At 69.7% G+C, this 25060-nt stretch carries 15 protein-coding genes and 2 pseudogenes; 10 read left to right on the top strand and 7 right to left on the bottom strand.

Annotated features, from left to right (window positions below; all coding sequences use genetic code 11):
- Positions 1 to 331: 331 nt before the first annotated feature.
- Positions 332 to 514: pseudogene (locus ACIOHC_RS39265) on the top strand (IS110 family transposase); the annotation flags it as partial.
- Positions 515 to 1380: 866 nt separating this feature from the next.
- Here the strand turns inward: ACIOHC_RS39265 and ACIOHC_RS39270 are convergent.
- The 5 genes from ACIOHC_RS39270 to ACIOHC_RS39290 all read right to left on the bottom strand — a co-directional run bounded on the left by ACIOHC_RS39270 (position 1381) and on the right by ACIOHC_RS39290 (position 6731).
- Entirely contained in the window at positions 1381 to 4125 is a 2745-nt protein-coding gene (locus ACIOHC_RS39270; RefSeq protein ID WP_365692709.1) for an AAA family ATPase, read from the bottom strand.
- 101 nt (positions 4126 to 4226) lie between these two features.
- Positions 4227 to 5153 carry a LuxR C-terminal-related transcriptional regulator gene (locus ACIOHC_RS39275; RefSeq protein WP_401846341.1) on the bottom strand — a complete coding sequence of 309 codons (927 nt, stop codon included), beginning with the start codon at positions 5151 to 5153 and terminating at the stop codon, positions 4227 to 4229.
- Entirely contained in the window at positions 5150 to 5491 is a 342-nt protein-coding gene (locus ACIOHC_RS39280; protein ID WP_351081823.1) for a hypothetical protein, read from the bottom strand. The genes ACIOHC_RS39275 and ACIOHC_RS39280 overlap by 4 nt, the downstream gene beginning before the upstream one ends.
- Positions 5485 to 5694 carry a hypothetical protein gene (locus tag ACIOHC_RS39285; RefSeq protein WP_365692705.1) on the bottom strand — a complete coding sequence of 70 codons (210 nt, stop codon included), beginning with the start codon at positions 5692 to 5694 and terminating at the stop codon, positions 5485 to 5487. The genes ACIOHC_RS39280 and ACIOHC_RS39285 overlap by 7 nt, the downstream gene beginning before the upstream one ends.
- Before the next feature lie 35 nt (positions 5695 to 5729).
- Positions 5730 to 6731 (bottom strand): AMP-binding protein, encoded by a 1002-nt coding sequence (locus tag ACIOHC_RS39290; RefSeq protein ID WP_351081819.1) that lies wholly within the window; start codon positions 6729 to 6731, stop codon positions 5730 to 5732.
- 1035 nt (positions 6732 to 7766) lie between these two features.
- Between ACIOHC_RS39290 and ACIOHC_RS39295 the strand changes: the two genes are divergently transcribed.
- From ACIOHC_RS39295 to ACIOHC_RS39305, 3 genes are all read left to right on the top strand, one after another.
- On the top strand, positions 7767 to 8501 hold the full coding sequence (locus tag ACIOHC_RS39295; protein ID WP_401846344.1) for a response regulator: 735 nt from the start codon (positions 7767 to 7769) through the stop codon (positions 8499 to 8501).
- A gap of 53 nt (positions 8502 to 8554) precedes the next feature.
- The gene (locus ACIOHC_RS39300) at positions 8555 to 10228 is read left to right on the top strand and encodes an ATP-binding protein (RefSeq protein ID WP_351081815.1); all 1674 of its coding nucleotides are present in this window, start codon (positions 8555 to 8557) and stop codon (positions 10226 to 10228) included.
- 339 nt (positions 10229 to 10567) lie between these two features.
- Entirely contained in the window at positions 10568 to 13864 is a 3297-nt protein-coding gene (locus tag ACIOHC_RS39305) for a right-handed parallel beta-helix repeat-containing protein (protein ID WP_401846346.1), read from the top strand.
- A 248-nt stretch (positions 13865 to 14112) separates the two neighbouring features.
- Here ACIOHC_RS39305 and ACIOHC_RS39310 read toward each other — a convergent pair.
- Positions 14113 to 14460: pseudogene (locus ACIOHC_RS39310) on the bottom strand (zinc-binding dehydrogenase); the annotation flags it as partial.
- A 309-nt stretch (positions 14461 to 14769) separates the two neighbouring features.
- On the opposite strand from ACIOHC_RS39310, the gene ACIOHC_RS39315 reads away from it, so the two are divergent.
- The gene (locus ACIOHC_RS39315) at positions 14770 to 16026 is read left to right on the top strand and encodes a S8 family serine peptidase (protein WP_351081811.1); all 1257 of its coding nucleotides are present in this window, start codon (positions 14770 to 14772) and stop codon (positions 16024 to 16026) included.
- Between the two features lie 321 nt (positions 16027 to 16347).
- Here ACIOHC_RS39315 and eccCa read toward each other — a convergent pair whose 3' ends face one another.
- Complete coding sequence (gene eccCa, locus ACIOHC_RS39320; protein WP_389637990.1) at positions 16348 to 20319, bottom strand: type VII secretion protein EccCa; 3972 nt, start codon at positions 20317 to 20319, stop codon at positions 16348 to 16350.
- Between the two features lie 212 nt (positions 20320 to 20531).
- Between eccCa and eccD the strand changes: the two genes are divergently transcribed.
- The 5 genes from eccD (at position 20532) to ACIOHC_RS39345 (ending at position 24925) form a co-directional block, all read left to right on the top strand.
- A complete protein-coding gene (gene eccD / locus ACIOHC_RS39325) occupies positions 20532 to 21917 on the top strand; it encodes a type VII secretion integral membrane protein EccD (RefSeq protein ID WP_389637991.1) in 1386 nt (461 codons plus the stop codon).
- Between the two features lie 54 nt (positions 21918 to 21971).
- Entirely contained in the window at positions 21972 to 23435 is a 1464-nt protein-coding gene (eccB, locus tag ACIOHC_RS39330; protein WP_401846349.1) for a type VII secretion protein EccB, read from the top strand.
- 259 nt (positions 23436 to 23694) lie between these two features.
- Complete coding sequence (locus ACIOHC_RS39335) at positions 23695 to 24054, top strand: hypothetical protein (RefSeq protein ID WP_351081804.1); 360 nt, start codon at positions 23695 to 23697, stop codon at positions 24052 to 24054.
- A 112-nt stretch (positions 24055 to 24166) separates the two neighbouring features.
- On the top strand, positions 24167 to 24451 hold the full coding sequence (locus tag ACIOHC_RS39340; RefSeq protein WP_351081802.1) for a WXG100 family type VII secretion target: 285 nt from the start codon (positions 24167 to 24169) through the stop codon (positions 24449 to 24451).
- A 39-nt stretch (positions 24452 to 24490) separates the two neighbouring features.
- Complete coding sequence (locus tag ACIOHC_RS39345; RefSeq protein WP_351081800.1) at positions 24491 to 24925, top strand: hypothetical protein; 435 nt, start codon at positions 24491 to 24493, stop codon at positions 24923 to 24925.
- Positions 24926 to 25060 lie beyond the last annotated feature (135 nt).

Genomic DNA, 25060 nt, shown 5'->3' on the forward strand with positions numbered 1-25060 from the left:
GCCAGATCTCGACAGCGGCGGGTACCCCGGGTACCCGGCGCCAGATCTCGACAGCGGCGGGTACCCCGGGTACCCGGCGTCAGATTTAGACGGCGGCGGGTACCCCGGGTACCCGGCAGGAGGGCGGTGTGAGGTCCGGGTACCCCGGGTACCCAGTACCGGGCCGCGGCCGACGGTGGTGGGTACCCCGGGTACCCGGCAGCAGCGTGGTACGGGGGAGTGGAGAGGTGGCGGGTACCCGGGGTACCCGGGGTACCCAGCAGTGTCACGCGGAGCGAAGGGGAGGGAGGGTGCCCTATGGGTTTAGCCAAGGCAATGGGGCGGGCTGGGGTTCGTGGATGGCTCGCTCATCGCGGTCCGCTACCGCGACCGCCACAGTGTCTCCCGCAAGAAGTCCGACCCCGGCGATGCTCTGGTCCTGGCGAACATCATGCGCACCGATATGTGCATGCACCGCCCATTGTCGACCGACGGTGAACTCGCTCGCGCTCAGCAGGACGCCGTCTGGAATCGCCTCGCCCAGACCGAGGAAGGCGCCGATATCGCTGACGTCGATCGCGTGCTTCCCCCGGTCGTCCTCGCCCAGCCGCCCCGCGGCACCGATCATTGCATCCACATCACGAAGAGCCCCCCGGCCTACGGAAAGGCCGGTGGCCAGGCCCCTGATCAGCGATCTGCCGAGGCGGTGCCCCCCCAAGACATGCGATCGACAAGGAGGAAGACATGCCAACCCCAGAGGCCGGGCGCCCCATTGCGGGGCCACCAAAGCGGTAATGAGCGTGGCGCAGATTAAGTCCGATAATCAGCTCGAAGGCGGCCTGGAGCAGGGAGCCGTGGTCTTCGGGTGGTTCGTCGGCGGGGCTCCGCTGGACGGCGAGCTACGCCCATCGTGCAGCTTGCCGCGGTGGGGATCGCCCTGTTGAGACTGGTGCCTCTGGCCCGGGCTGGGTCGCGTGGATGTGGTGGTAGGTCAAGGACCAGATGCGTGAGCTGATCCAGGTCCGGATGGGCGGGTTGTGGTTGTGGGAGTGGAGTCTCAAGAACCACCCTTTCCACGTGGTGGTGTTCACCCCTCAGAGACCGAAGCCGAAGCACCCCAGGCCTCCGCGTGGAAGAGTCGTGGCCGCCGCACCCCGTCCGGCCAGGCTGCCGTCACATGGTGCGGTCGGCCCATGCGACGCCAGCCACGGGTTCAGCACCTGAATGCCCTGCCGGTGCGATACGTCGCCAGCAGCGCCCCGGCCGCCGGCATGGCTTCGTCTGCGAACCGGGCGAGGAACGTGGGGGCCAGACGGATTCGTGACCTTACGCGCGGGCGCGCAGACACCTCGACAGGAGCAGTCGGGAACCCGACTCCGACGGTACACAGCCGTGCGCATGTCAGGCGATCCGGTGTCGGTAAGCCGACGGTTCGAGGTCCGGCGGCCCGCCTGTGGGCGGAGAGCCGATGAGGCAGAGATCGGAGGGGAGGTCCGTGCGCCGCTTCACATTGAGCTTGCGGTACACCCGGGTCAGATGTTGTTCGACCGTACTGATGGTGATACAGAGCCGACGGGCGATCTGGCGGTTGCTGTGCCCACGCGCGGCGAGCGCCGCCACCCGGCTTTCGGCACTGCTGAGGAGCGGCAGCGACTCGGCCTCTCCGCCTTTACGGTCACGCAGGCCCGCTCCGCCCAGCGGCAGCATCTGCGCCCGCCGGTTCGCCGTCTCCCCGTACACGGTGCTGGGTGTGTTGCGCGCCGCGGCGAGCACCTCCAGCGCGGCCCTCCGCGCCTGGCCGTGTCGTGGCCCGCACCGATCCAGCTGCTCATGCGCCAGATCTCGGGCTTGCTGGGCGCGTCCCAGCCGCAGGTACACCTCCGCCGCTCCGCCGCGCCACGGCAGCAGTGCGGGGAAGTCCATCTGCCACTTCCGCGTCAGCGTGCCGACAGTGAGGAAAGCGTCCAGTGCGGCGGAGAGCTGGCTGGTGGCGAGGTGGTAGCTCCCGCGGGCGAGCATGTAGAACAGGCCGACCGGGGTCTGGAACATCGCGTCGGGCACGGGAATCTCCAGCGTGTCCAGAGCGGCGTCGTACTCTCCCAGCGCGGTGTGGGCGTTCAGGAGCACGCTCAGAGGGGCGCCGATCGCCACTCCCCAGCCCTTGCGCGACAACATCGTCAGAGCCGTCCGCGCGTGCTCGGTCGCATCGGCGAACTCTCCTTGCTGCAGCGCGACTTCGCTCAGCAACGAGGTGAACAGCGCGCGCCAGGTCGGGGCTGAGAGGTCCGTCGCCTCGGCGATCAGACGCTGACACGACCGCTCGGCTTCCGTGAGCCGGTCCGCGAAGATCAGGACCAGGACGGACGCCACCAGCGCGGCGGCGGTTCGCTCACCCAGGCGGTACCTGCGCAGCAGCCGTTCGGCCTCGTCGGCCGCCGCCGCGTCGGGGCCGCGGGTGAAGACGTCGTTCAGCAGCACCGCCCCGCGCAGCTGCGAGGCCAGCGCGTCCGGTGTCCCCTCCGGCACCTGGCCGATCGTATCGGCGGGCGACTCAACCCCGGCGGGCACCGCGGGGTAGGTGACCCTCATCCACAGACGCGAGCAGTGGATGAGGGCAAGTGTCTCCGGGACCCGGGCCTGGGCCTGCGGCGACGCGGAGATGTCCGTCAGAGAGCTGACGGCCGAGCCGACATCGCCGAACCACAGCGGTGAATGGACCGGGATCGAGTTGTGCGCACCGGTCAGGAGCCCCGATCGCGCCGTGTCGGCGAGCGGGGGCAGCCGCCGGACGGCCGCAGACGGATCCATCCGCCATTCCGTCTGGAACAGTGTGGCCATCAGGGCAGCCTTGAGCGCCTCGTCGTCGGTATCGGCCTCCCGGGCCAGCAGCAGGCAGTCGCGCGCCAGGTCCGGTTCGCCGTCGTGCAGCGCCTGCGTGGCTGCCTCGACCAGGACCGGTACGGCCCAGTCGGCGCTCACGCGGCCGACGGCGAGCAACTGCCGGGCGACGGCGGTCGGCGGCGCTCCGGCCTGGTAGAGGGAGTCGGCGATCAGCGCGCGCAGCTCCGCATGTTTCTCGGCCGCCATGCTATTGACGACCGCCGCGCGGGCCTGCGGATGACGGAACGTGCCAGCGGCCAGGATGCCAGCCGAATTCAGGGCGCTGATGGTGCGGATGACGGACTCGGTTTCGATGCCGGTCAGCTGGCCGAGGAGGCGCGGGGTTGCCGAGTCGTCCATCAGCGCCGTGCACCTGGCCAGCGCGAGGGCTTGGGCGCCGCAGCGGTAAAGGCAGGCGAGCAGTGCCTCGTTGAAGCCATGGTCCACGATGAGGCTGGGGGACGCCGCTTCAGTCCTGTGCTGGTCGGCGATCAGGCCTCGCAGGATTAGCGGATTCCCGCCAGTGATCGCGTACGCCTCCGCTGCAAGGCGCCGCGCGGGGTGCGGACCCAGGTGCCGGGCGAGCAGGGTGACCACGCCGTCCTGCGACAGCGGCCGCAGACGGATCCGGCGGGCGTACGCGTCCGGCGGAAGTCCGGCCTGTAGGACGGTGTCGGCCGAGGAGCGGTCGGAGGACTCACTGAGCACGATCAGCAGCGGCGTACGGGCCAGCCGGCGCACCACAGCGGCCAGACACTGCAAGGACACGGCGTCGGCGTGCTGGAAGTCTTCGATCCCTATCACCACCGGCCGACGGCTGTGTTCGACGAGGTCGACCATCGGCAGGCAGACGCCGTTGACGACACCGGCCGACAGTGGGGAGGCCTCGGTCTGTACATCCTCGCCGCCCAGGGTGCCCCCGTCCGCCAGGCGTGGAATGCCGGGTCCTGCGGACGGGAAGGCGCTCTTGGCGTCGCGGAAGAGCTGGGAGAGCACGCCGAAGGGCACCAGGTGCTCGGCCCGGGACGCCGTGGCGCCCAGGTAGACGGCGCCGGAGGCGACGACCTGGGCGGCGAACGTCCGCAGCAGCCTGGTCTTTCCACAGCCGGCCGGGCCCGAGACGACCGCGAAACGGGTCGTCCCGGTGAGGCATTCGGCGAGGACCCGGTGCAGCCCCGCCAAGTGTTCTTCCTGTTCGTACAGCGGCTGCGCGCCGGCAGGTACGCTCTCACTTGTACGAATCTGGGTACCGAAGTCTTCCGTCATGTGTATCCCCGGGAAATCTCGGTGGTGCCGTCGGCCGAGTACAGGCCAAGATCGAGGGCCTGTGGGTGGTGTCCGGACGACTCGGGCAGGATGCTCCTGGCTCACAGCAGGATGCCGAGTTCGCGTGCTTTGGCGATGGCTTCCACCCGGTTGCGCGCGTTGAGCTTCTGCAGGGCGTTCTGCAGATAGCCTTTGACCGTGTTACGGGAGATGAACAGCGCAGCGGCGATCTCCGGGTTGCTCTGGCCGAGCGCCACCCGCCGCAGCACGTCGTACTCGCGCGGCGTCACGAGCGTGTCGAGGGAAGCCGAATCCCCCTGCTCCTGCGAACAGTTGAGCTTCCGCCGGGGTGTCGGTGCGCCCGGCCGCACCGTCTGGCCGACGGTGATCCCCAGCCGCACCAGACCACGGACCAAGCGCGGGTCGTCGGTCCTCAGCCGGATCCGCGGCAGCCCGAGTGTGGCCAGCATCTCCGCGGCGAGTGTGCAGTCCGCGTCCGCCTCCGATCGACCTGGCGGCCGACCGGAGTCATAGGTGACTGGCTTCCCGGCGCGCCGCGGGCAGACGTCCGATTCGCCGTAGCATCCGGTGCCCCGGCCTGTGTGCCGCAGATACAGCAGCAGACCGTCGGCATCGCACACGTCCTGCATCAGGTCCTGGAGCCGGTCGCCGCAGTCGCAGTGAAGCGAGCCCAGCGCCTCGCCGTTCAGGCACTGCATATGCACTCCCACCAAGGGAGCGCGGTCGTTGCTGGGCTGCGCGGCATCGCCGAAGGACAGAGCCAGATGCTCGCCCCGGTCGGAGAGCCCGGAGAACGTGAAGACGGTACTGACTGCCCTGCGGCCGTCCTTCAGGCCTACCTGCAGGCTGGCGGCGCCGCGCACGCCCAGAGAACTGGGCTGCGTTGCGGTCGCCGCCGGTGTGGGCACCGTACGCGGCGCTGTCTGCTGGTGTAAGACGGTGGTGCGGTCGGTGACCACCGGGTTCTCTCCAGGAAGGGTTGCCGGGCCGCTTTCGATGACGCTCATACACGTACACCTCTGTCCGGCCCAGCAGCGACCGGCTGCGGGGCGGCGATGCCGAGTACGACACCGGCCAGCGCGACCGGAGCACAGCCGCCGACCGGGAGCTTCTGGGCGATCAGTGCCTGCGGACCCAACGCCGTTGCGGCATCGGCCCGGTCGCCGCTGAGCGCGAACAGCGCGGTGTCGAGGTCCGGGCAGACACGGACCCCATGGGCCCGTACGTCGTTCCCGGTGTTCACGCGCAAGGCCAGGCGAGTCGCGGCCTCCTCGTCGTCCAATGCCAGCTCGTCGGCCAGGGTGACCCACAGCCGGGCGGCGCCGATTCCGCAGTCGATCACCACGGTGCCCGATCGTGTGCCGCGAAGACCGCAGCGTGGACCAGGGCCGCGTTGCCATGATGGCACTGCTGCCGGACCGCTTCGAGGACCTGCTGCGCCGCCAGGGGCTCCGTCCGGCGGAACGGCGGGCGGAAGGGGAACGCCAACTCGGTGCCGGCGGTGGGCTCGGATGCGGTGTCGGTGGTTGGCTGAAATCGCGTGGCCATCGGGTTCTCCGGTGAAGTGCGGGCGGGCGGGGGGGTCAGGACGTACGGGTCGTGCGGGTCGTGCTCCGGTGTTGACGGGCGGGTCGCTCATGGCCCCTGACGACAGGCACGCTGAACTGCTCCTCGAAGCGCGCGACATACTCCTCGGCGCCGGGCTGGGTGACGGTCACCGCCCGCAGGGTGTGCGCGCTGTCGGCCGGGCGCACACCCCGCGTACACAGTTGGCGGACTGGTTCCGCGACCAAGCACGCTAAGGTCGCTCCCATCGCACCGGCCTGGGCGGACCAGCGCGCGACCGAAAAGCGCGGGACCAGCGCGATGGACCCGCCGCTGACCAGTGCCGACATCGATGCATGGCACTGCGTGTCGTGGTCCGACAGCGGCAGTGCGATGAACTGCCGGTCGTTCGGGCCCATGCGCAGGTGCGCGGCTGCAGTGCGACCGACGTCGAGGTACGTGGCATGAGTGACGAGCACGTTCTTCGGCTGTTGCCCCGGTTCTGCGATGCACAGCGCGCCCAGTACGTCTTCTGGCCGGGGTTCGGGGTTCTGCAGCGGATCCCACGGGGCGTCGGCCTGTGCATCGCGCGCCGCGGTGAAGGTTTCGTCACCGCTGTCCCCGATCACGAGCAGATGCCCGCAGTCGGGGGCTTGGACCTGCGCACGGGCGACCACCTCCTGCAACTCAGGCCGGGTGACTGTGAGATGGCAACGGGAGCGCCCAAGCACGTAGGCCAGTTCGTCGGAGGTGCACCGGGGGTCGGTGGGGACGAGTACCGCGCCGAGCCGGGCGGCGCCGAACCACAGGTCGAAGAACTCCGGGCAGTTGGTGGTGTGCACGTTGAAGCGGTCGCCGACCCGCAGCCCCAGCGAGCGCAGCAGACGGGCCGTGCGAGTGGCTCGTGCGTCCATCTCCGCCCAGCCGATGCTTCGTAGCTCGCCTGACGCGGCCGTCATCACGAGGAAGGCTTTGTCGCCCTGGAGCGCGGCGCCGTCGGCCAGCGCGGCGCCAACGGTGGCAGCAGCTCTCGATTTCACAGTGGAACCATCGACCTCGCTCCTCACACCTCTCGTAACGGATCATCAAGAGTTGCTTAACGAGGAGTCGGTGGATGCCAAAGTGAGTGTTTCTCAATGACTCGTGCTGCACCGGGCTCTGCTGAAGATCTGCCACTGCTTCGGGTGTGCGAAGGCATGCTCGCCGAGAGCCCACAGGAGGGCATTCACACTCCGGTCGCGCCGGCTCCGCGATACGCCCGGTCAGCCAGGACGAGAACCCTAGGGGGCATGCTCAGGGCTGTTTCCAAAGGCCGATGCAGTTGTTGAGGTGTCCGTTGTCCCTTTGTCCCCGTTCCGGTGAGCAGGTCCCGTCTCTGACTGTGCGGATCGCGCGGGCGAGCAATCCGGGCAGTACGACGGCGATGTGGGTGAGAGACCGCGCCGCTGCCGCTACCCAAGGCCCACCTGCAAACACGTCTTTACGGCCATCGTGGTGGACATCGAGCGTCTCAGTGGTCTGCCGCCGACCGGCGAAGCAACCCCCAGTGCCTGTTTGCTCGTTCACGGACTTGCTTAGGGCTCATATGGACATCAGCAAAACGTCAGCGGAACGTCAGCAGGACGTGAGCGGTGGGCTGGAGAGTTGCGAGTGTCAGCGGCACGGCCGGGCCCGGGCCCTTCTCACACACGTCATATTCGGGGAATCCCCATGCGTACGGAGTTGCTGTGACAGTCGGTCCTGCCGAAGCTGTTCACCCCAGGCCGGGCGGTACCGGGCGGGCGCCCAGCCGTCTCTTTTGGCCCCTCACCAGGCTGGGCTCGACCTGCGCGCGTCACTCGAAAGAGTGAAAATCGAACGCTCGAATTGACGGGGTTCGAAGTAGAGTCGGATCTTGATCCGGCGTCCGCATCGTGAGATTTCGATGCCGTCGCGAGCCGGTTATCGATCTCCATGCCGATGTGTGAAGTTACCGGCCGCGCCCGCCAGTAGATCCTTCAGTGACGAGACATATGCATCAAGTCGCCGTGGGGCTCTCGCGCAGGCGCGTTGAGCGCAGAAACGGAGAGGGACTGATGCCGACAACGGCTACTTCTCATGTCCTTGTGGTGGACGACGACGAAGACGTGCGCACACTCGCGGGCTGGCAGTTGGAGGCGGAGGGGTTCAGGGTCACGGCGGTGTCCGACGGGCACGCCGCCCTCGCGGCCGTCGAGCGGGACCGGCCCGATCTGGTGCTGCTGGACCTGACTCTGCCACTCTTGGCGGGCCTTGACGTGCTCACGCACATCCGGCGGTCGGGGAACCTCCCGGTGATCGTGGTCTCCGGCCGTACCGGCGAAACCGACCGTATCATTGGCCTGGACCTGGGCGCCGACGACTACGTGATGAAACCCTTCTCCCCGGCCGAACTCGCCGCGCGGGTAAGGTCGGTGCTGCGCCGCAGCGGGCGGCAGGACGGCTCGGAGGGCGATGCGGAGCAGGCGCCGCAGGCCCCGGGACAGCCGCCGGAGCGCGAGATACGGGAGCTGGTGGTCGACAGGTTGACCAGGACCGTCACGGCACGCGGCCGGTTCGTGGACCTCGCGGCCCGCGAGTTCGACCTCCTTGCCTTCCTCGCCGACGCGCCGCGCCGCGTCTTCACCCGCGCGCAGCTCCTGGAACACGTCTGGCACTCCTCCAGCGACTGGCAAGAGCCGGCCACCGTCACACAGCACGTCCACCGGCTGCGCCGCAAGCTCGAGCAAGACCCATACAAGCCAAGATGGTTGCGCACCGTGCGAGGTGTCGGATACAAGTTCGAGCCGTGATATGGCTGCCCCCACACATTCCCTCTGCCCGGACATGCCGACTTCCCGAGACGATGACCCCGCCCGACGACGGCCCACGCCTGCTGGCACGGCAGGCCGAGATGCGGGCCGATCTCTCCAAGGCGCTGAACGCGGTGACGAGCACGCTGGAGGAACTGCTCCCGGAAGCCAGGTGCTCGGTGCTGCTCCTGGACGAACGCACGAAGCGGTTGCATCACGGCGCGGCCCCGAGCCTCCCCGCCGCCTACGTCGAGGCCGTCGACGGCATGGACATCGGCCCCTGCGCCGGCTCGTGCGGCACCGCGGCCTACCATGCCGCACCGGTCGTCGTCTCCGACATCGACCGCAGCGACCTGTGGAACGACTTCCGGCCCATGGCCCAGATGGCAGGTGTACAGGCGTGCTGGTCGACCCCCATCATCGACCAGGAAGGCGTGGTTCTGGGGACGATCTCGGTCTATCATCAGGCCCCGCACGTCCCCACCGAGCGCGAACGGCAGTTGGTCGAGCGGTTCACGCACCTGTGCGCTATCGCCCTTGACCACTCCAGAATCTTTGGCAGCCTCGTCCAGAGCGAGGAGCGCTTCTGCCGAGTCTTCGACGACAACGCCGCAGGCATGGCCCTGCTCGACCTCGATGGCCAACTGCGCCGCGTCAACCCCGCCCTGTGCCGGATGCTGCGCGTACCGGCATACCAGCTGGTCGGCCGGTCCTTCGGCGAACTCGTCCACCGCGACGACCGCGCGACGCTGCCCCAGCTGGGCGTGGCGCGCGGCGACGCCTGCCATGTCGAGCTGCGCTTCAACATGGCGGGCAGCGCCCCGCTCATCACGTCCACCACCTATTCCGCCGTGCATGACTCAAGCGGCGCCATCGTGTTGTGGTACGTCAACGTGGTCGACGAGACCGACCGGAAGGCCGCTGAGCAAGATCGCCAGGCGCGGGCCGCTGCGGTCGCCAGTCGGTGGACCGCCGAAAAGGCCAGCCAGGCAAAGTCACAGTTCCTGACGGCCCTCGCGCACGAGATCCGAACCCCGCTGCACGCGGTGGTCGGCTTCGGGGAGATGCTTCGGTCGGGCACCCTCTCGCCCGAGCGCAGCGTTGAGGCGCTGGACCGGATGGCCGGTGCCGCCAAACACATTGTCGCCCTCGTCGAGGACCTCAGCGACGTCGCGGCGATCGAGGCCAAGGCACTGCACCTGCGCCCGCGGCCGGTGTCGATCGGACCGCTGCTGACCGATGTGCACGGTCTGGTGTCGACGACCGCACGGGACGCGGACGTCACGGTGGAGATCGAGCTGCCCGACGGCAGCCCCGCCGCCAACTGCGACGAACGGCGCATCCGACAGGTTGTGCTTAACCTGGCCACCAACGCGATCAAGTACAACCGTGCGGGCGGACGCGTGGTGCTGCGGGCGGAGCAGCCCTCGGCACGACAGGTGCGCATCGTGGTGGCTGACGACGGACCCGGCATACCCAAGCACCTTCAGCACCGGCTGTTCGTGCCGTTCGACCGGCTGGGCGCAGAACGCACGAAGATCGCCGGCTCAGGCCTGGGGCTGCATGTGACCAAGGGGCTGGTGGAAGGCATGGGCGGCCGACTCGTGATCGAGAGCGGGTCGCTCGACGGCGGCACCGTCGCCTGCGTCACCCTCCCTGCCGTCGTACCTGCCTCTCACGACCAGCCCGTACGACAGCCGGAAGATCTCGGGGAGCGGCGTGAATAGGGCGGCGGGCGGACCGGTGCGACCGCTGCGGGAGGTTACGGAAACGATCAACTCGCGTCCACACGAACGGTTTCGACGTACACTGCCCGCGACGGCTGCCATCCGTCACCCACAGCAGCGGTGGCGGATGGCGTCATTCGCCCATCTGCTGTCGGCTTGTAGCGTCCTTTCCACGCCCGCGCGACCAGTCGGCGCGCAGACACCAATGCGGTCGACCGGGCCACACTCCCCTCCTCACCGTGCCGACCCGACGGGACGGGTCGCACTTCCTCACCGGTTTCCCGACGCTGGCGCCCGACGCACGGGCGCCGATCCGATCGACATGAAGGGGGAACGGCGTTGGCGCGCCAGCTGATGATCGTGGACCCGGACGGGGTCGACGGCCACCGCACCATCGGAGAAGCAATCCAGTCGGCCCGCAGCGGCGCCATGATCAGTGTGCGGCCCGGCCGCTACGAGGAGAACCTCGTGGTGACCAAGACGGTCACCGTCGTCGCCCACGAACCGGGTTCCGTCGTGGACATAGCCCCGCGCACGGGCAGCGCCGTCCAGGTGCTGGCCGAGGCCATCAAGCTCTCGGGCCTGCGGCTGCGCAGCGAGGACGACGAGGTCCCCGTCGTCGACGTGCCCCGCGGCCAGGCCGCCATGGACGACTGCGAGATCATCGGCTCCGCCTGGACGGCGCTGCTCTCCCGTGAGGAGGGCTCCTTGGCGATGCGCGACTGCCGGGTGACCAACCGCGCGGGCGCGGGCGTCGTCGACGTTTCGAGCTCCCCCAGTGTCGTCGAGAACTGCGTGTTCGAACGGCTCGGTACGTCCGCGTTGGTGATCGGTGAGGACGCTGCTCTAGTAGTGCGCGGCTGCACCGTGCGCGACGCCCGCGGCAACGGAGTCCTCAGCAACGGCCGTTCCCGCGGCACCGTCGAGGACTGCGTGATCTCCGGCACCGGCAAACCCGCTGTCGCCCTGGAACAGGACACCGCCACCAAAATTCTGCGCTGCCAGGTCCGCGACTCCTTCATTGGCTTCCACATCAATACCACCTCCCGGGTGGAACTGGCGGACTGCACCGCGCGCGAGACCTCCGGCCACGGCATCACGCTCGCCGGTGACAGCGACCCCGTCCTGCAGCGGATGGTCGTGGAGCGCTCCGGCAGCCACGGCATCGTCGTGGCCGGGCATGCCCGCGGTACCTTCACCGACTGCACGGTCGACCGGTCCCGTACCTCCGGCGTGGTCATCGAGGAGGCTGCGGCGCCCACGCTGAACCGGCTCACGGTTCGTAGCCCGGCGGGCCAGGGCATCGCGATCAGCGGCAGCGCGTCCGCCCGCCTGAACCGCGTCGAGGTCGTGGGCGCCGGTGGCCCCGGGATCGTGGTGGCCGAAGGCGCCGACCCGGTGCTGCGCCATGTGAGCGTCACAGAGGCCACCGGGCATGCCGTGGTCGTACGCGACGGCGGCCGGGGCCAGTTCGAGGACTGTCAGGTCATCGGGGCCGGGCAAGCTGGCGTGCACATCACCGAAGGATCGCACCCCACCCTCCAGGGCACCACCGTGCGGGACGCGGCGCGGGCCGGAGTGCTCGTCGGGCGGCGCGGCGCCGTCACGCTGCTCGATTGTGAGGTGGTTGGCAGTGGCGGCGACGGTGTCGCGCTGGAGAAGGACGCGGAGCTCACCGCCGTACGCACCCGGGTGCGCGGCGGGCGCGCCAACGGAGTCCTGATAGGGCGTCAGGCACAGGGTGCGCTGAACGGCTGTGAGCTGACCGGCAACGCTGGGGACGGACTGCGGTTGGAGGGCAGCCGGCCCGTCCAGGTGATCGGCTGCACCACCACGGACAACCAGGGCGCCGGAGTACGGCAGACCGCGCCCGACGGCGAGACCACCGTCGAGGATCTGACCAGCTCGGGCAACCAGGATCCTGACGTATGGCGGGACGGAAAGGGCTCCGGTGGCGGAGATGCCGCGGACGACCCCCAAGGGGGCCTCGCGCAGCTGAACGCTCTTGTCGGGCTGCAAGCGGTCAAGGAGCAGGTCAACACGCTCGTCAATCTCAACCGGCTCTCCAAGCGACGCCGCGAGGCCGGGCTGCCGGTGCCGACCAACGCGCGGCATGTGATCTTCGCCGGGCCGCCCGGCACCGGCAAGACCACCGTCGCCCGCCTGTACGGCAGCATCCTCGCGACCCTCGGCGTGCTGCGCTCGGGCCACATTGTGGAGGTTTCCCGCGCCGACCTGGTCGCCAAGATCGTCGGCGGTACGGCCATCCAGACCACCGAGGTCTTCGAGAAGGCGCTGGGCGGTGTGCTGTTCATCGACGAGGCATACACCCTCACCGCCCAAGAGGGCGGCGGGGGACCGGACTTCGGTCAGGAGGCGGTGGACACTCTCGTCAAGCTCATGGAGGACCACCGCGACGACATCGTGGTCGTCGCCGCGGGCTACACCGCCCAGATGAGCAGCTTCCTGGCGTCCAACCCCGGCCTCGCTTCCCGCTTCAGCCGCACCATCGAGTTCGAGAACTACAGCGTCCCGGAGCTGGTCACCATCGTCCGGCGGCAGTGCGACGCGCACCGTTACACCCTCCAGGAGGACACCGAGAAGGCGCTTGCCGCGCACTTCGAACGGATGCATCGCAATGAAGCGTTCGGCAACGCCCGCGCGGCCCGCAAGGTCTTCGAGGAGATGGTCGACCGGCAGGCGTTCCGGCTCGCCTCGATGGTCGAGGTGTCGCAGACGGACCTGACGACGTTCATGCCGCTGGACGTCGGCGACCAGGCTGCCGCTGCGGTCGGCGCCGCCGCCGTCCAGCAGGACAACGGAGCGCTGGACGCCCTCATGGAGAGGCTGAACGGCATGATCGGCCTGGCCGCCGTCAAGTCCGAGGTGGAGGCCATGGTCAACCTGCTGGGGACGGCCCGGCGCCGGCAGGCGGCCGGGCTGCCCGCCACGTCGGTGGGCCACCACCTGGTCTTCGCCGGGCCGCCCGGCACGGGCAAGACCACCGTCGCCCGCCTGTACGGGGAGCTGCTCGGCGCGCTCGGCGTACTGCCGCGCGGGCAGCTCGTCGAGGTCGCCAGGGCCGATCTGGTGGGCCGCTACGTCGGGCACACCGCGCAGCTGACCAGGGACATGTTCGCGCGGGCACGCGGCGGCGTGCTGTTCATCGACGAGGCGTACACCCTCACTCCGGCCGGAGGCTCGGCCAACGACTTCGGACAGGAGGCGGTGGACACCCTCGTCAAGCTGATGGAGGACCACCGCGAGGATGTCGCGGTGGTGGTGGCGGGCTACTCCGGTGAGATGGAGCGGTTCCTGGCCTCCAACCCGGGCCTGGCCTCGCGCTTCTCGCGCACCGTGCACTTCGACGACTACACAGCCGACGAGCTGGTCTCCATCGTGCTGGGTCAGTGCACCAGGGACGGGTACGAGTGCGTACCGGAGACGGTGGACGGGCTGCGGCATCTCTTCACAACCACGCCGCGCGGCGCCGACTTCGGCAATGCGCGCTTCGCCAGGAAGGTCATGGAGTCGATGGTGACCCGGCAGGCGGGGCGGCTGAGCCGGATGCCCGAGGCCGGGGTGACGGACCTGCGTCGGCTGCTGCCGGAGGACCTGGCCACCGACCGGCTGTGACAGCGGGCCGCCCGGTGCGCATCCGGCGCTCCGGGCGGCCCGTCCTGCTGTCGCGTACTTCTCACTCGTCGAAGGTGGGAACCGCTTCGACCACCGTCCCTGCCGTGCGCTGCCGTGATGGCCTCGTTGATCCGCCTGAACGGGAAGGTGCTGATCAGCCGGCTCAGCGGGAACCTCCCCTCCTGGTGGAGATCGGCCGGCCACGGGATGAACTTGCCGGGCATCGTGTTCTCCTCCATCACGCCCACCAGCGACCGGCCGAACGGCAGATGCCCCTGGTCGATCGTGATCTCGTTGTCCGGGTCCTGGAAGCCCACGCTGGCGTACACGCCGGAAGACTGCAGGCACTCCGGGACCTGACGGGCGGTCACGGGCAGGCCGATGCAGTCGACGGAGTACTGGGCACCGGCGCGGGCGATGTCGAGGACCGCTGCGACCGAGTCGGTCCCGGGCGGGTCGATGACATGGGTGGCCCCGGCTCCGCGGAGAACGCCAGTTGGTCGGGCAGTGGGTCCACAGCGGTGATCGTGGCCACACTCCGAGGTCGGTGTGGCATGCCCCGGATCCGACGAGGTGCACCAGGACCTCTCCAGCACCCGGCGGCGTGATCTTCATCTGGGGGATGCCGCCCCTCGCCACTGGCCGCACCACTCGCGCCAAACCCCCCATCTGTAGGTGGTGCGCGCCGAGCAAACTTGTATGTATGGGAGGACGCCTCGTTCCGTCGGAGCGAGCGCGCGAGATCATCGGGACGGGCGGGAGAGATGATGGGGCGGGACGGAGTTCGTAGTACGGCGCGGCCGACGGAGGGCAGGGCGACCGGCACAGCGGGTGCACCGGAGACGGCAGTGGAGGTCGCGGCGCCTCAAGCGGAGGTCACGCGATACACCCGAGGCCGGCACCGCGTGCGAGCGGCCGTGGTCGCGGGGCTGGTGCTGGCCGGGACGGCCGGCGGGGTACCCGGCGCCGCCGCGGCGGGGACCGACGAGGGGACCACCCTCCCGCAGATCCCCACCGTCCTCCAGGGCGCCAAGTGCACCAAACCCTCGACCAAGCGGCCCGCCGCGCCGCCGTGGCAGCAGGTGGTCCTCAACCCGTCGGGGGCCTGGGACCTCACCGAAGGCTCGGGGGTCACGGTCGCCGTGGTGGACACCGGCGTGGACGCAAAGGGCTCGCCCGCGCTCGCCGGACGGGTCACCGAGGGGCCGGATGTGGTCTCCGGCGGATCGGCTGGTACGGACTGCGTCGGTCACGGCACGTTCGTCGCGGGGCTGATCGCCGCGGGGAAATCCGACGATGCGCGCTTCGCCGGGGTCGCCCCGGAGACCCGCATCCTGGCCGTACGCGTCACCGCGCGCGACGGCAGCACCACGCCCGAGCACGTCGCCGCAGGGATCGAGGCCGCCGTGAAGGGCGGTGCGCGGGTGGTGAACGTACCGATCGCGCTGCCGAAAGACAGCGCGGCGCTGAGGGCGGCCGTGCAGACCGCCCAGCAGCAGGACGTGCTCATCGTCGCCCCGGCATACGCCGAGCAGCAGGACACCGAGACCAAGGCGCCCGCCGCCTACCCCGCGGCGCTGCCCGGCGTGCTGGCGGTCGCCTCGCTCGCACCGCCTGACGGCTCGGTCGTCAGCGCGCAGGCACCGGGCACCGCGCCGGATCTTGCGGCGCCGGGGGAGAGTGTGATGAGCATCGGACCGGGCGGATCCGGCTATTTCACCGGCAGTGGTGCGGAGTTCGCATCGGCGCTGGTGGCCGGTACGGCGGCGCTGACCCGCTCCTACCGACCCGACCTGACGGTATCGCAGGTCGTCGCCAGGCTGGAGCGTACGGCCTATCATGCCGCGGTGGCCGGGCCCAGCCCGCTGGTGGGATGGGGCGTGGTCGACCCGGCCGCGGCGGTCACCGCCGCGCTGCCCAACAGCAGCCACGGCGACGGCGCAGGTGCGCAGCAGCCGTTCCGGCTGGCCGCCCCCGCATCGGACTCCGCCGAGCACCGCGCATGGGCGGTCGTGGGCGGCGCCGCAGGGGTCGTCTTGCTGGTGGCCCTGGTCGCCGTCGTGGTGCCGCGCGGGCGCCGCCGCAGCTGGCGTCCCGGCGTGCTCGGTGAGGTGTCCACGGATGGTGGCGTTCCTGCGAGCAGTGGCCCCGCCACCTCCTGAGCGCGCATCCCGGTGTCTCCGCCCTTATCCGCTTTCGCCTGCAGTACCCGCCGTCCCATTTTCCGGAAAAAAATCCCGTACGGGGATTCAGAAGGGGTGCCAAAACCCTCCAAGTGGGGGTGGTGGACGTCCCTTCCTTTTGTTATCCGGATTTTTCGAACCTGTATCGATATTGAGAATTCGACGCCCCTTGGTGTGCAACTGCGAACGGTTGGGTCACCGGATTCCACGGGTAACGGACCCACCCGGACTTGCTCCACGAAGACCGCCCCGGTCGCGGATCGCGACCGGGGCGGCACTACGTTCCGAGGGCCCGTACCGTTACGGAGTCGGCGGCGTCGCCGCGAAGCCGGTCTGCAGCTGCGTACTGCCCCGGCGGGTGACGTACAGGCCGCGTCCCGTCGGCATGACCCGCGGCTTCACGCCAGGCAGGAACATGCCCTCCGACGGCGGGCAGGACAGCATCAGCGCGGGCGTGTTGACCTCCAGCAACTGCCGCAGCAGCGGGTCGCCCATGCCGCGCGAGGCGCCGTTGGCGCTGCGTGCTACGACCACGTGCAGTCCCAGCTCGTTGCCCTGGGCCAGGAACTCCAGCAGCGGCGTGAACGGGCTGGCACCCGACAGGGGGCCCCCGCCGACCATCTCGAAGTCGTCCACGACCAGGAACAGCTGCGGCCCCGTCCACCAGTCGCGCTTGCTCAGCCGCTCCGGCGAGATGTCCGGCCCCGGCACCCGGTCGCGCATAGCGCGAGCCACACCGTCGATCATCTGCCGCAGCTTGTCGGTGGCCACCGCGTACCCCAGGCGGTTCTCCTGCGGTACGGCGGCGGCAAGCGTACGCCGGAAGTCCACCAGCATCACGCGCCCCTGGTCCGGGGTGTACCGGTTGACGATGGCCCGGCAGATCAGAGACAGCAGGTTGGTCTTGCCCGTCTCGGCGTCGCCCACCACGATCAGGTGCGGGCTGGCCTCGAAGTCGTGCCACATCGGCTCCAGCCGCTGGTCCTCCAGGCCCAGCGGAACGCGCAGATCGCCCTCGGCAGGCGGCAGCGTCGCCGCGTCCAGCTCCAGCGGCAGCATTCGTACCGGCGGCGCCTTCGGTCCGTCCCAGCTCTGCGCTACGGCGTTCACCAGGGCCGCAACGCCCTCGCTGAGTGAGGAGACCTGCGGATCGCCGTCCAGGCACGGCAGCCCGGTGAGGAAGTGCAGCCGATCCTCGGTCAGGCCGCGCCCCGGCGCCTTCGGAACGGTCTCGGCCGCACGCATGTTGATCATGGAGTCGACGGCGTCGCCCAGCCGCAGCTCGAAGCGGGTGCCCAACTGGTCGCGCAGGCCGCTGCTGATCTCGCTCCACCGTGTCGACGCGACGATCAGATGCACACCGAAGCTCAGACCCCGCGAGGAGATCAGGTTGAAGGTCGGCACCAGGTCCATGAAGTCCTGGCGCACCGTGCTCCAGCCGTCCACGACGAGGAACACATCGCCCCACCGCTCATCGGCGAGCTCACCGGCCGAACGCCGACGCCGGAAGTCCGCCATCGACTCGATGCCCAGCTCCGCGAACCGCCGCTCGCGCTGCGCGATGATCCCCGTCACCTCCGCGACCGTACGCACCACCCGCTCGGGATCCAGCCGCCCCGTGACTCCGCCGACGTGAGGCAGTCCGGAGAGCACGGAGAGCGAACCGCCACCGAAGTCCAGGCAGTAGAACTGCACTTCTTGCGGCGTATGGGTGAGTGCGAGCGCGCCGATCAGGGTCCGTACGAGATTGCTCTTGCCGCTTTGCGGCCCGCCCGCGATGCCGACATGGCCGCCCGCCCCGGACAGGTCAGCCAGCAGCGGATCGCGCCGCTGGTCGAAGGGCCGGTCGACGATACCGACGGGCACGATGAGCGTGCCCGCCTGGCGCGGGTCCGCGGGGGACAACCCCCGCCCGGGGACCGACGCCAGTGGCGGCAGCAGCGCGTCCAGGGCCGGCGCGTCGTCCAGCGGCGGCAGCCACACCTGATGCGCCGCCGCCGCACCCGACTCGCGCAGCCGGTCCACCGCCACGCTCAGCAGGCTCGGCGCCTCCTCGTCGTCCGGCACCGCGACCGGTTCGGGATCCGCCTGCGGCAGCTGCCGCGGCGGCACCCACGCCGTGCTGAACGGCACCACTTGACCCGCCACGACCGCTTGCGGCGTGCTGCGCCGGACCTGCCGGTAGGGGCCCGAGACGTACGCGGCCTTGAAGCGGGTGAGCGTGCCGACATCGTTCTTCAGCAGACCGCTGCCCGGCTGCGAGGGCAGATTGTAGGCGTCCGGCACACCGAGCACACCGCGGCTCTCCATGGCGGAGAACGTCCGCAGACCGATGCGGTACGACAGGTGGGACTCCAACTGGTGCATCCGACCCTCGTCCAGCCGCTGCGAGGCGAGCAGCAGGTGCACACCGAGGCTGCGCCCGAGCCGGCCGATCATCACGAACAGCTCCATGAAGTCGCGGTGTGCGCTGAGCAGTTCGCTGAACTCGTCGACCACGATGAACAGCGTCGGCAGCGGCGCCAGGTCCGTGCCCGCCTCGCGGGCCCGCTCATACTCCAGCGCCGAGGCGTAGTTGCCCGCCCGCCGCAGCAGCTCCTGGCGGCGGACCAGCTCGCCGTGGAGCGCGTCCTGCATACGCGCCACCAGCGCCGTCTCGTCCGCGAGGTTGGTGATCACCGCGGAAGTGTGCGGCAGCCGGTCGAGACCGAGGAACGTCGCACCGCCCTTGAAGTCCACCAGGATGAAGTTCAGCGTCTCCGAGGAGTGGGTGAGGGCCAGCCCCAGGACCAGGGTGCGCAGCAGCTCGGACTTGCCCGAGCCGGTCGCCCCGATGAGCATGCCGTGCGGGCCCATACCGCCCTGCGCAGACTCCTTGATGTCCAGCTCCACCGGCGAGCCGTCCGCCGACAGGCCGATCGGCACCCGCAGTCGCTCGCCCTCGGCCCGCGTCTGGAGCCGGTCCACGGCCGCGGTCCGCAGATCGAGGATGCCCAGCAGCCCGGTCAGCTCCATGTCCGTCTGCAGCGGCTGTTCCGACTGGATACTGGTGCCGGGGCGGTAGGGCGCCAGCGTGGCGGCCAGTACCCGCGCCGCGGCCGTGCCCAGCCGCTCCGGGCACCCGACCACGGTCTCCGTTTCCTTGCCGTTGCGGTCGGCCCCCACCATCCGCAGCTCGTCGGCGTCCACACGCAGCCGCAGCACCGTACGGGAGACCTTCCACTCCAGGACGCCGCGTACGTCGAGCACGACCGCGTTGCGGTAACCGCCGCTTGCCAGCCGCGCCCCGGCCGGTACGTTCGCGGTGTCCAGCACGATGACGGTGTACGGCTCGCTGCGGCTCGGTTCGCCCTCGGGGACGAACGTGGGCCGCTGCGCGAACTCCGCGCCGAGCAGCTGCTCCAGGTCCGAGACCGTGTCGGTCACCAGGCGCACCGCGCCCGCCCCGTCGGTCTCCACCGGGTGCTGGGCGTGCGGCAGCCATTTCGTCCACTCCCACTCCGCGCGCGCGTCATCGTCGGTGACAAGGACGATGTCCAGGTCGCCCGGCGCGTGCAGCACCGCGAGCTGCGCCAGCAGCGCCCGTACGGCCGCCCTGGCCGCGGCCTGGTCGCCGCGCAGCAGAATGCGGCCGTACGAACGCAGGCGCACGGCGACCGGCTGGTCAGGCACCGTTCCCCAGGCGCGGATGAACCGCCGCAGCGCATGGGCGCACAACGGTTCGAGGTCCTCCACCGGCTTGGTGGACAGCGGGGTCAGCTTCAGGGCGAGCTGCTGGGGGCCGCGGGCGATCCGAACCTCGGAGAAGTCCTCATCAGTCAGTCGGCGCTCCCACAGCCGGCTGGTGCGGGCCAGCGACCACAGCGCCGCCGGATCGGGGTGCTGCCACGCCTGTGCCTGCCGCTGCTGGGTGACCACCTTGCGGATCCGGTTCCGACTGGTGCTCAAGTACCGCAGGTAGTCCCTGCGTTCACCGCGCAGCTTTTGCTTGCGGTCCTGGGCGCTGCGCATGAACTGGGACACCAGCATGCCGACCGCGGAGACGGCCATGAGGCCGATCGCGACGTACTGGAGAGCCCCGCCGCCGCCTCCCGGTCTGAGAAAGACCAGCATCATGCCCATCGAGCTGAGGGCCATGGGGAGATACGTGATCACGCCGGACAGCGCACCCTGCGGCTCCGGCAGGGCCGGCGGCTCCTGCAGGCTCAGCTCGCCGTCGGGCATCTGTGGCCCCGGGCGGCGTGGTGGACGGCGGAATGTGACTGTGCTCAAGACGGATCTTCCTTCACCGGGCGGTCGGCCGATTCTTTGCAAAAGCGAGCCATGAATGGGGGTTTGCTGCTCCATGAGCAAGCTGCCGGTGGGACACCTTTAGCTGACGGGGGTACGATCTGCAGCCAAGATTACTGATAAGCAAGCAGGATAGTGTTCCCCTCAATTCCCGTCGACCCGGACCTATTTCGGATCGAAGAGAGCGAGCCGTCGTGAGTGACACCGTCGGCCTGTGCCGACTAACCGTCCGATGCCCCGACCGCAGCTTCGAAATCGGCGTACCCGTCGACGTGCCGGTCGCCGACCTACTGCCCGTCCTCGTCGACTACGCAGGTGGCGACCTGCACGAACGGGGACTGGAACAAGGCGGCTGGACCGTGCAGCGGCTCGGCGAGCCGCCCCTCGACGAGGAAGGCACCCCGCGCTCGCTGGAGCTGCGTGACGGCGAGACACTGCATCTGAGAACCTGTCAAGAAGCCCTGCCCGAGGTCGCGTTCGACGACGTGGTGAGCGGCATCGGGGAAGTGCTGCGCGACCGGCCGGACTCCTGGCGCCCCCAGCTCACCCGCCGACTGTTGCTCGGCTTCACCGCGACCGCGCTGACCGCGGGGCTCGTCGTCCTCGCCCTGCCCGGTCCGGCCGTGCTGCGGGCCGTGGTTGCCGCCGGTTTGGCCCTGCTGCTCATCGCCTGCGCTGCCGCCGCCTCCCGGGCGGTCGGCGACGCTGCGGGCGGCGCGGTGCTCGGCATCGTTTCCGTACCCTTCATGGCGCTGGCCGGCGCCCTGGTCCCGTCGGCGGGCAGCGGTGATGTGCTGCTCGGGGCGCGGCTCCTGGCTGCGGGCGCCGCCGGGGCGGGCGCCGCCGTGCTGGCCCTGGGAGCCGTCGCGGCCTGGGCTCCGCTGTTCCTCGGGGCCCTGACAGTGGCACTCTTCGTCGCCGCGGGCGGCGCCGTCGCGGTGGCCGGACCACCGCTCGGCCATGTCGCGGGCGTCGTCGTCATCTGCGCCCTGGTGTGCGGCGGATTCGTGCCGGGCCTCGGGTTCCGGCTCGCCGGGCTGCGGCTGCCCGTGCTGCCTGCCAACTCCGATCAGCTCCAGGAAGGCATCGCCCCGCACCCCGCCGACCAGGTCAGGACCCGCGCCGTGCTCGCCGACTCGTACATGACCGGCCTGTTCACCGCGCTCGGCCTGGTGAGCGTCGGCTGCATCACCGCGCTGGTCGCCGCGCCGGAGACGGACGGCTGGCCGCCGGCCGTGTGCGCGGCCGTGCTCAGCGTGCTCCTGCTGCTGCACGCTCGGAACCTCGGCAGCCTCTGGCACCGGCTCGCCATGGTGCTGCCCGGCGCGTACGGGCTCACGCTGCTGGCGTGCGTGACCGCCGCGGGCCTGCCGCTGTCGGCCCGGCTGGGCCTGGTCGCCGTGCTGATGGCCGCGGCGGCCGTCGCGGCGATCGCCACCTGGACCGTGCCTGGACGCCGCCTGGTGCCGTACTGGGCGCGGATCGGCGACCTCGTGCACACCGCCACCGCGATCGTCCTCGTGCCCCTGGCGATCCTCGTCGCCGGTGTTTACCAGCAGTTGCGTGCCATCAAGGGCTGACGCGCACCGCGCAGCCGCAACTGGCCGTAGCCTCGGCCGAGGAAGGGGAGTTCCATGCAATCCAGGCGGGACCAGGTCCAGGCCCAACTGTTCGTGATGAGCCGGCTGTCGTCGGGGATGCTGCGGGCCGACCCCGACACCCCCGACGCACCGCTGGCCAGGACCCGGCGAGGTCTGATCGGCGGCGCCCTCATTGCAGTGCTCATCGCCATCGGCACCGCCGTGTACGGGGTGATCTCACCGGGCGGCGCCACCGCTTGGCGCACCCCGGGAACGCTCGTGCTGGTCCGCGACTCCACCAGCCGCTACCTGTACGCGAACGGCGTCCTGCACCCCGTGCTCAACGAGGCGTCGGCCAAGCTGATCGCAGGCAGCCAGATGCGGGTGGAGACCGTCACCGCCGCCTCGCTCGGATCCACACCGCACGGCTCGCCGATCGGTATCGTCGGCGCGCCCGACTCGGTGCCCGGCGCTGCGTCGCTGGACTCCGGTGCCTGGCTGGCGTGCGGCGGACGCGCCTCCGACGGTCACGGCGGCAAGCGTGAAGTGCTCAGCGTCTCCGTCGGCCGGCCCGAGGTCGGGCGGGAGCTGAGCGACGGGGACGGCATCCTGGTCTCCGCGCCCTCCGGTGGCGTGCAGCTGCTGTGGAAGGGGATGCGGCACCGCCTGGACACCGCGAACGGCGCCCACTCCGCGCTCGGCTGGGCGGGCTCCTCACCCATGCCCGTCAGCGATGCCTTCCTCAACACCCTGACGGCCGGCACCGATGTCACCTCCCCGGACGTAGCGGGTCGAGGCGAGCCCGGTCCGGAGTTGGCCAGCGGCGAGACGGCCTATGGCCAGCTGTTCGAGGGCCCGGCCGGGCAGCACTACCTGCTGCGCAAGGACGGCCTCGTACCGCTGACGCCCCTGCTCTTCGACCTGCTGCGCGGCGATCCGCGGACGCAGGACAAGGCGTATGGCGGCGGAATCGTTAAGGTGCGGTCCATCGGCCCCGCCGAGCTCGCCGCCCACCAGGCGTCCAAGCAGGTGGAGTTCGCCCTGGCGGAGGGGCTGCCGAGCATGCCGCCGCAACTGGTCGCGCCCCGTGAGGACCAGGAAGTCTGCGCGAAGGTCACCCCGCACGGCAGCACTCCCTCCACCAGCGTCACCGTGGTGGACTCGGCGGAGGTCCCGGCGGGCGCACCCGACAACCAGCCCGGCGTCCAGGCCAGCTGTCTGCAGTCGGACCGGATCTGGGTGCGGCCCGGCAGCGGCGTACTGGTGCGGGCGCTGTCCTCGTCGGGTTCGGGCTCCTCGCAGTACCTGGTCACCGACGCGGGCGTGGTCCATCCGCTGTTCCCCGACGCGGTCAAGCAGTTGGGGTACGAGAGGGCGCAGTCCGTGGCGGTTCCCGCGCAGTGGATCCAGCTCCTGCCGACGGGGCCGAGCCTGGACCCGGCCAGTCTCGCGCGCGGCGGAGTGGTCCAGGCCGCCAAGTCGTCCACCCCCTGCCCCGGTTCGGGCTCGAATTCCTGACGGGCAAGGCGAGTGAGAACATCAGCCTTTGGTATGACTACAGGCCGCACGGGCTTCAATACAGTGCAACTGATCGAGCCCTCGGAACCGGTTCCCGATCAGGACTCACACGTCCTGGTCCGCGAACTCCCACCGCTCAGGCTTGATATTCGTGCGCGGCACGATCCCCCTCCGTTTTGACACGGCTCCCAGGCGACAGACGCAAAGTGGCAGCGCCGCTTCCAACGAGGTCTGTCAGCCTTCGTCGAGAGGAAATTCCATGTCCGGTGGCCACGCCCTCAGCAAACAGGATCAGGATATCCGCAATGCGCTGGTGATCCTCGAGGGCCAGATGGAGAAGATGCGCACCGCGGAGCACACCGTGGAGGGCATCCTCCAGGACGTCAACGGGCACTACAAGGCGCAGTCCAGCCGCGTCTTCCAGGACCGGATGCGGGGCTGGATCGACGCCTACAACAGGGTCTCGCGGAAGGTCAACGACCTGCACGCGAGCCTCCAGTCGGCCAACCAGCAGCTGAACGTCGGTGAGGACGAGGCGATTCAGCACGCGAGCAACTGGCAGGGCACGGACCTCGACGGGATCCAAAGCACGCTCGCCGGCGGTTCCTCCGCCTCCTGACCGGCCTGTCCGGGCGGCTCGCCCCCCCGCCCGGACGGGCCATACGCTTCCCCCTTCCGTTCGACGAAACGCGCGGACAAGCGCAGGCCGACGCAGACACCAAGGAGCCGACATGGCCGATATCGACATGCTGATCAATGACACACGTCACGACGTGGACAACCTGAACCAGGCGAATTCCCAGATGATGCAGGCGCTGGATGACATGGTCCAGCAACTGCAGCCGATCGCCGGGAGCTTCAAGGGTGCGTCCAGCTCGGCGTGGCAGGAGGTTCAGACGACGGTCAACACCACCATCGCGGAGATGAACACCTCCCACAAGCAGGGGGTCGCAGCCCTCAACGAGATGGTCGAGCGCCTGCTCCACCACGACCTCCAGGGCGCCAAGGGGTTCTGACGAGGATCGGTCGTCGGACGCTGACACGGGAGTCACCGCATGAGTGGCAACGACAACGAATCCGGTACTGGCAAACTCAAGGTGACCGAGGGGTACCTCGAGAACTTTGCCCGGAACGTCATCAACACATTCCTCAAGGAACTGTGGGATAACGACGACTACCGCAATCTTTCAGGATTTGCCGACGGGCCCATTGGTCCCGGGGGGCACGGCAAAATCCTGGCCGGCGGCAAAAGCTGGGCCCCTGCGGAAGCCCTGCAGAAGAAATACCACGGGTTGTGCACGAGCCTGAAGCAGCAGATCGACGCATTCTCCAAGACCATGGGTGATCTCTCGAATGACCTGCTGAGCGTCAACCAGATCCTGGACAAGGGCGAGCAGGAAGCCGAGTTGACGGCTTCGGAAATGATGCAGGACCTGACAGACATTCTGAACGGGTTGAGCGGCGGTTCTCCGTCGACGACCAAGCCGTAGGTAACGCGCTGAACGCCAGGCCGCCGGCGGGTGGCCGGCCGCCGCACCCCGTGGACCCTCCGGACGGCCGCCCGTCGGCTGTGGGGGCGGGCCGGAGCACGCCCGGAAGAGCGACGGCAGTGGACAGAGAGAGGC

This window comes from Streptomyces sp. NPDC088252 (assembly GCF_044740965.1).
GTDB lineage: Bacteria > Actinomycetota > Actinomycetes > Streptomycetales > Streptomycetaceae > Streptomyces.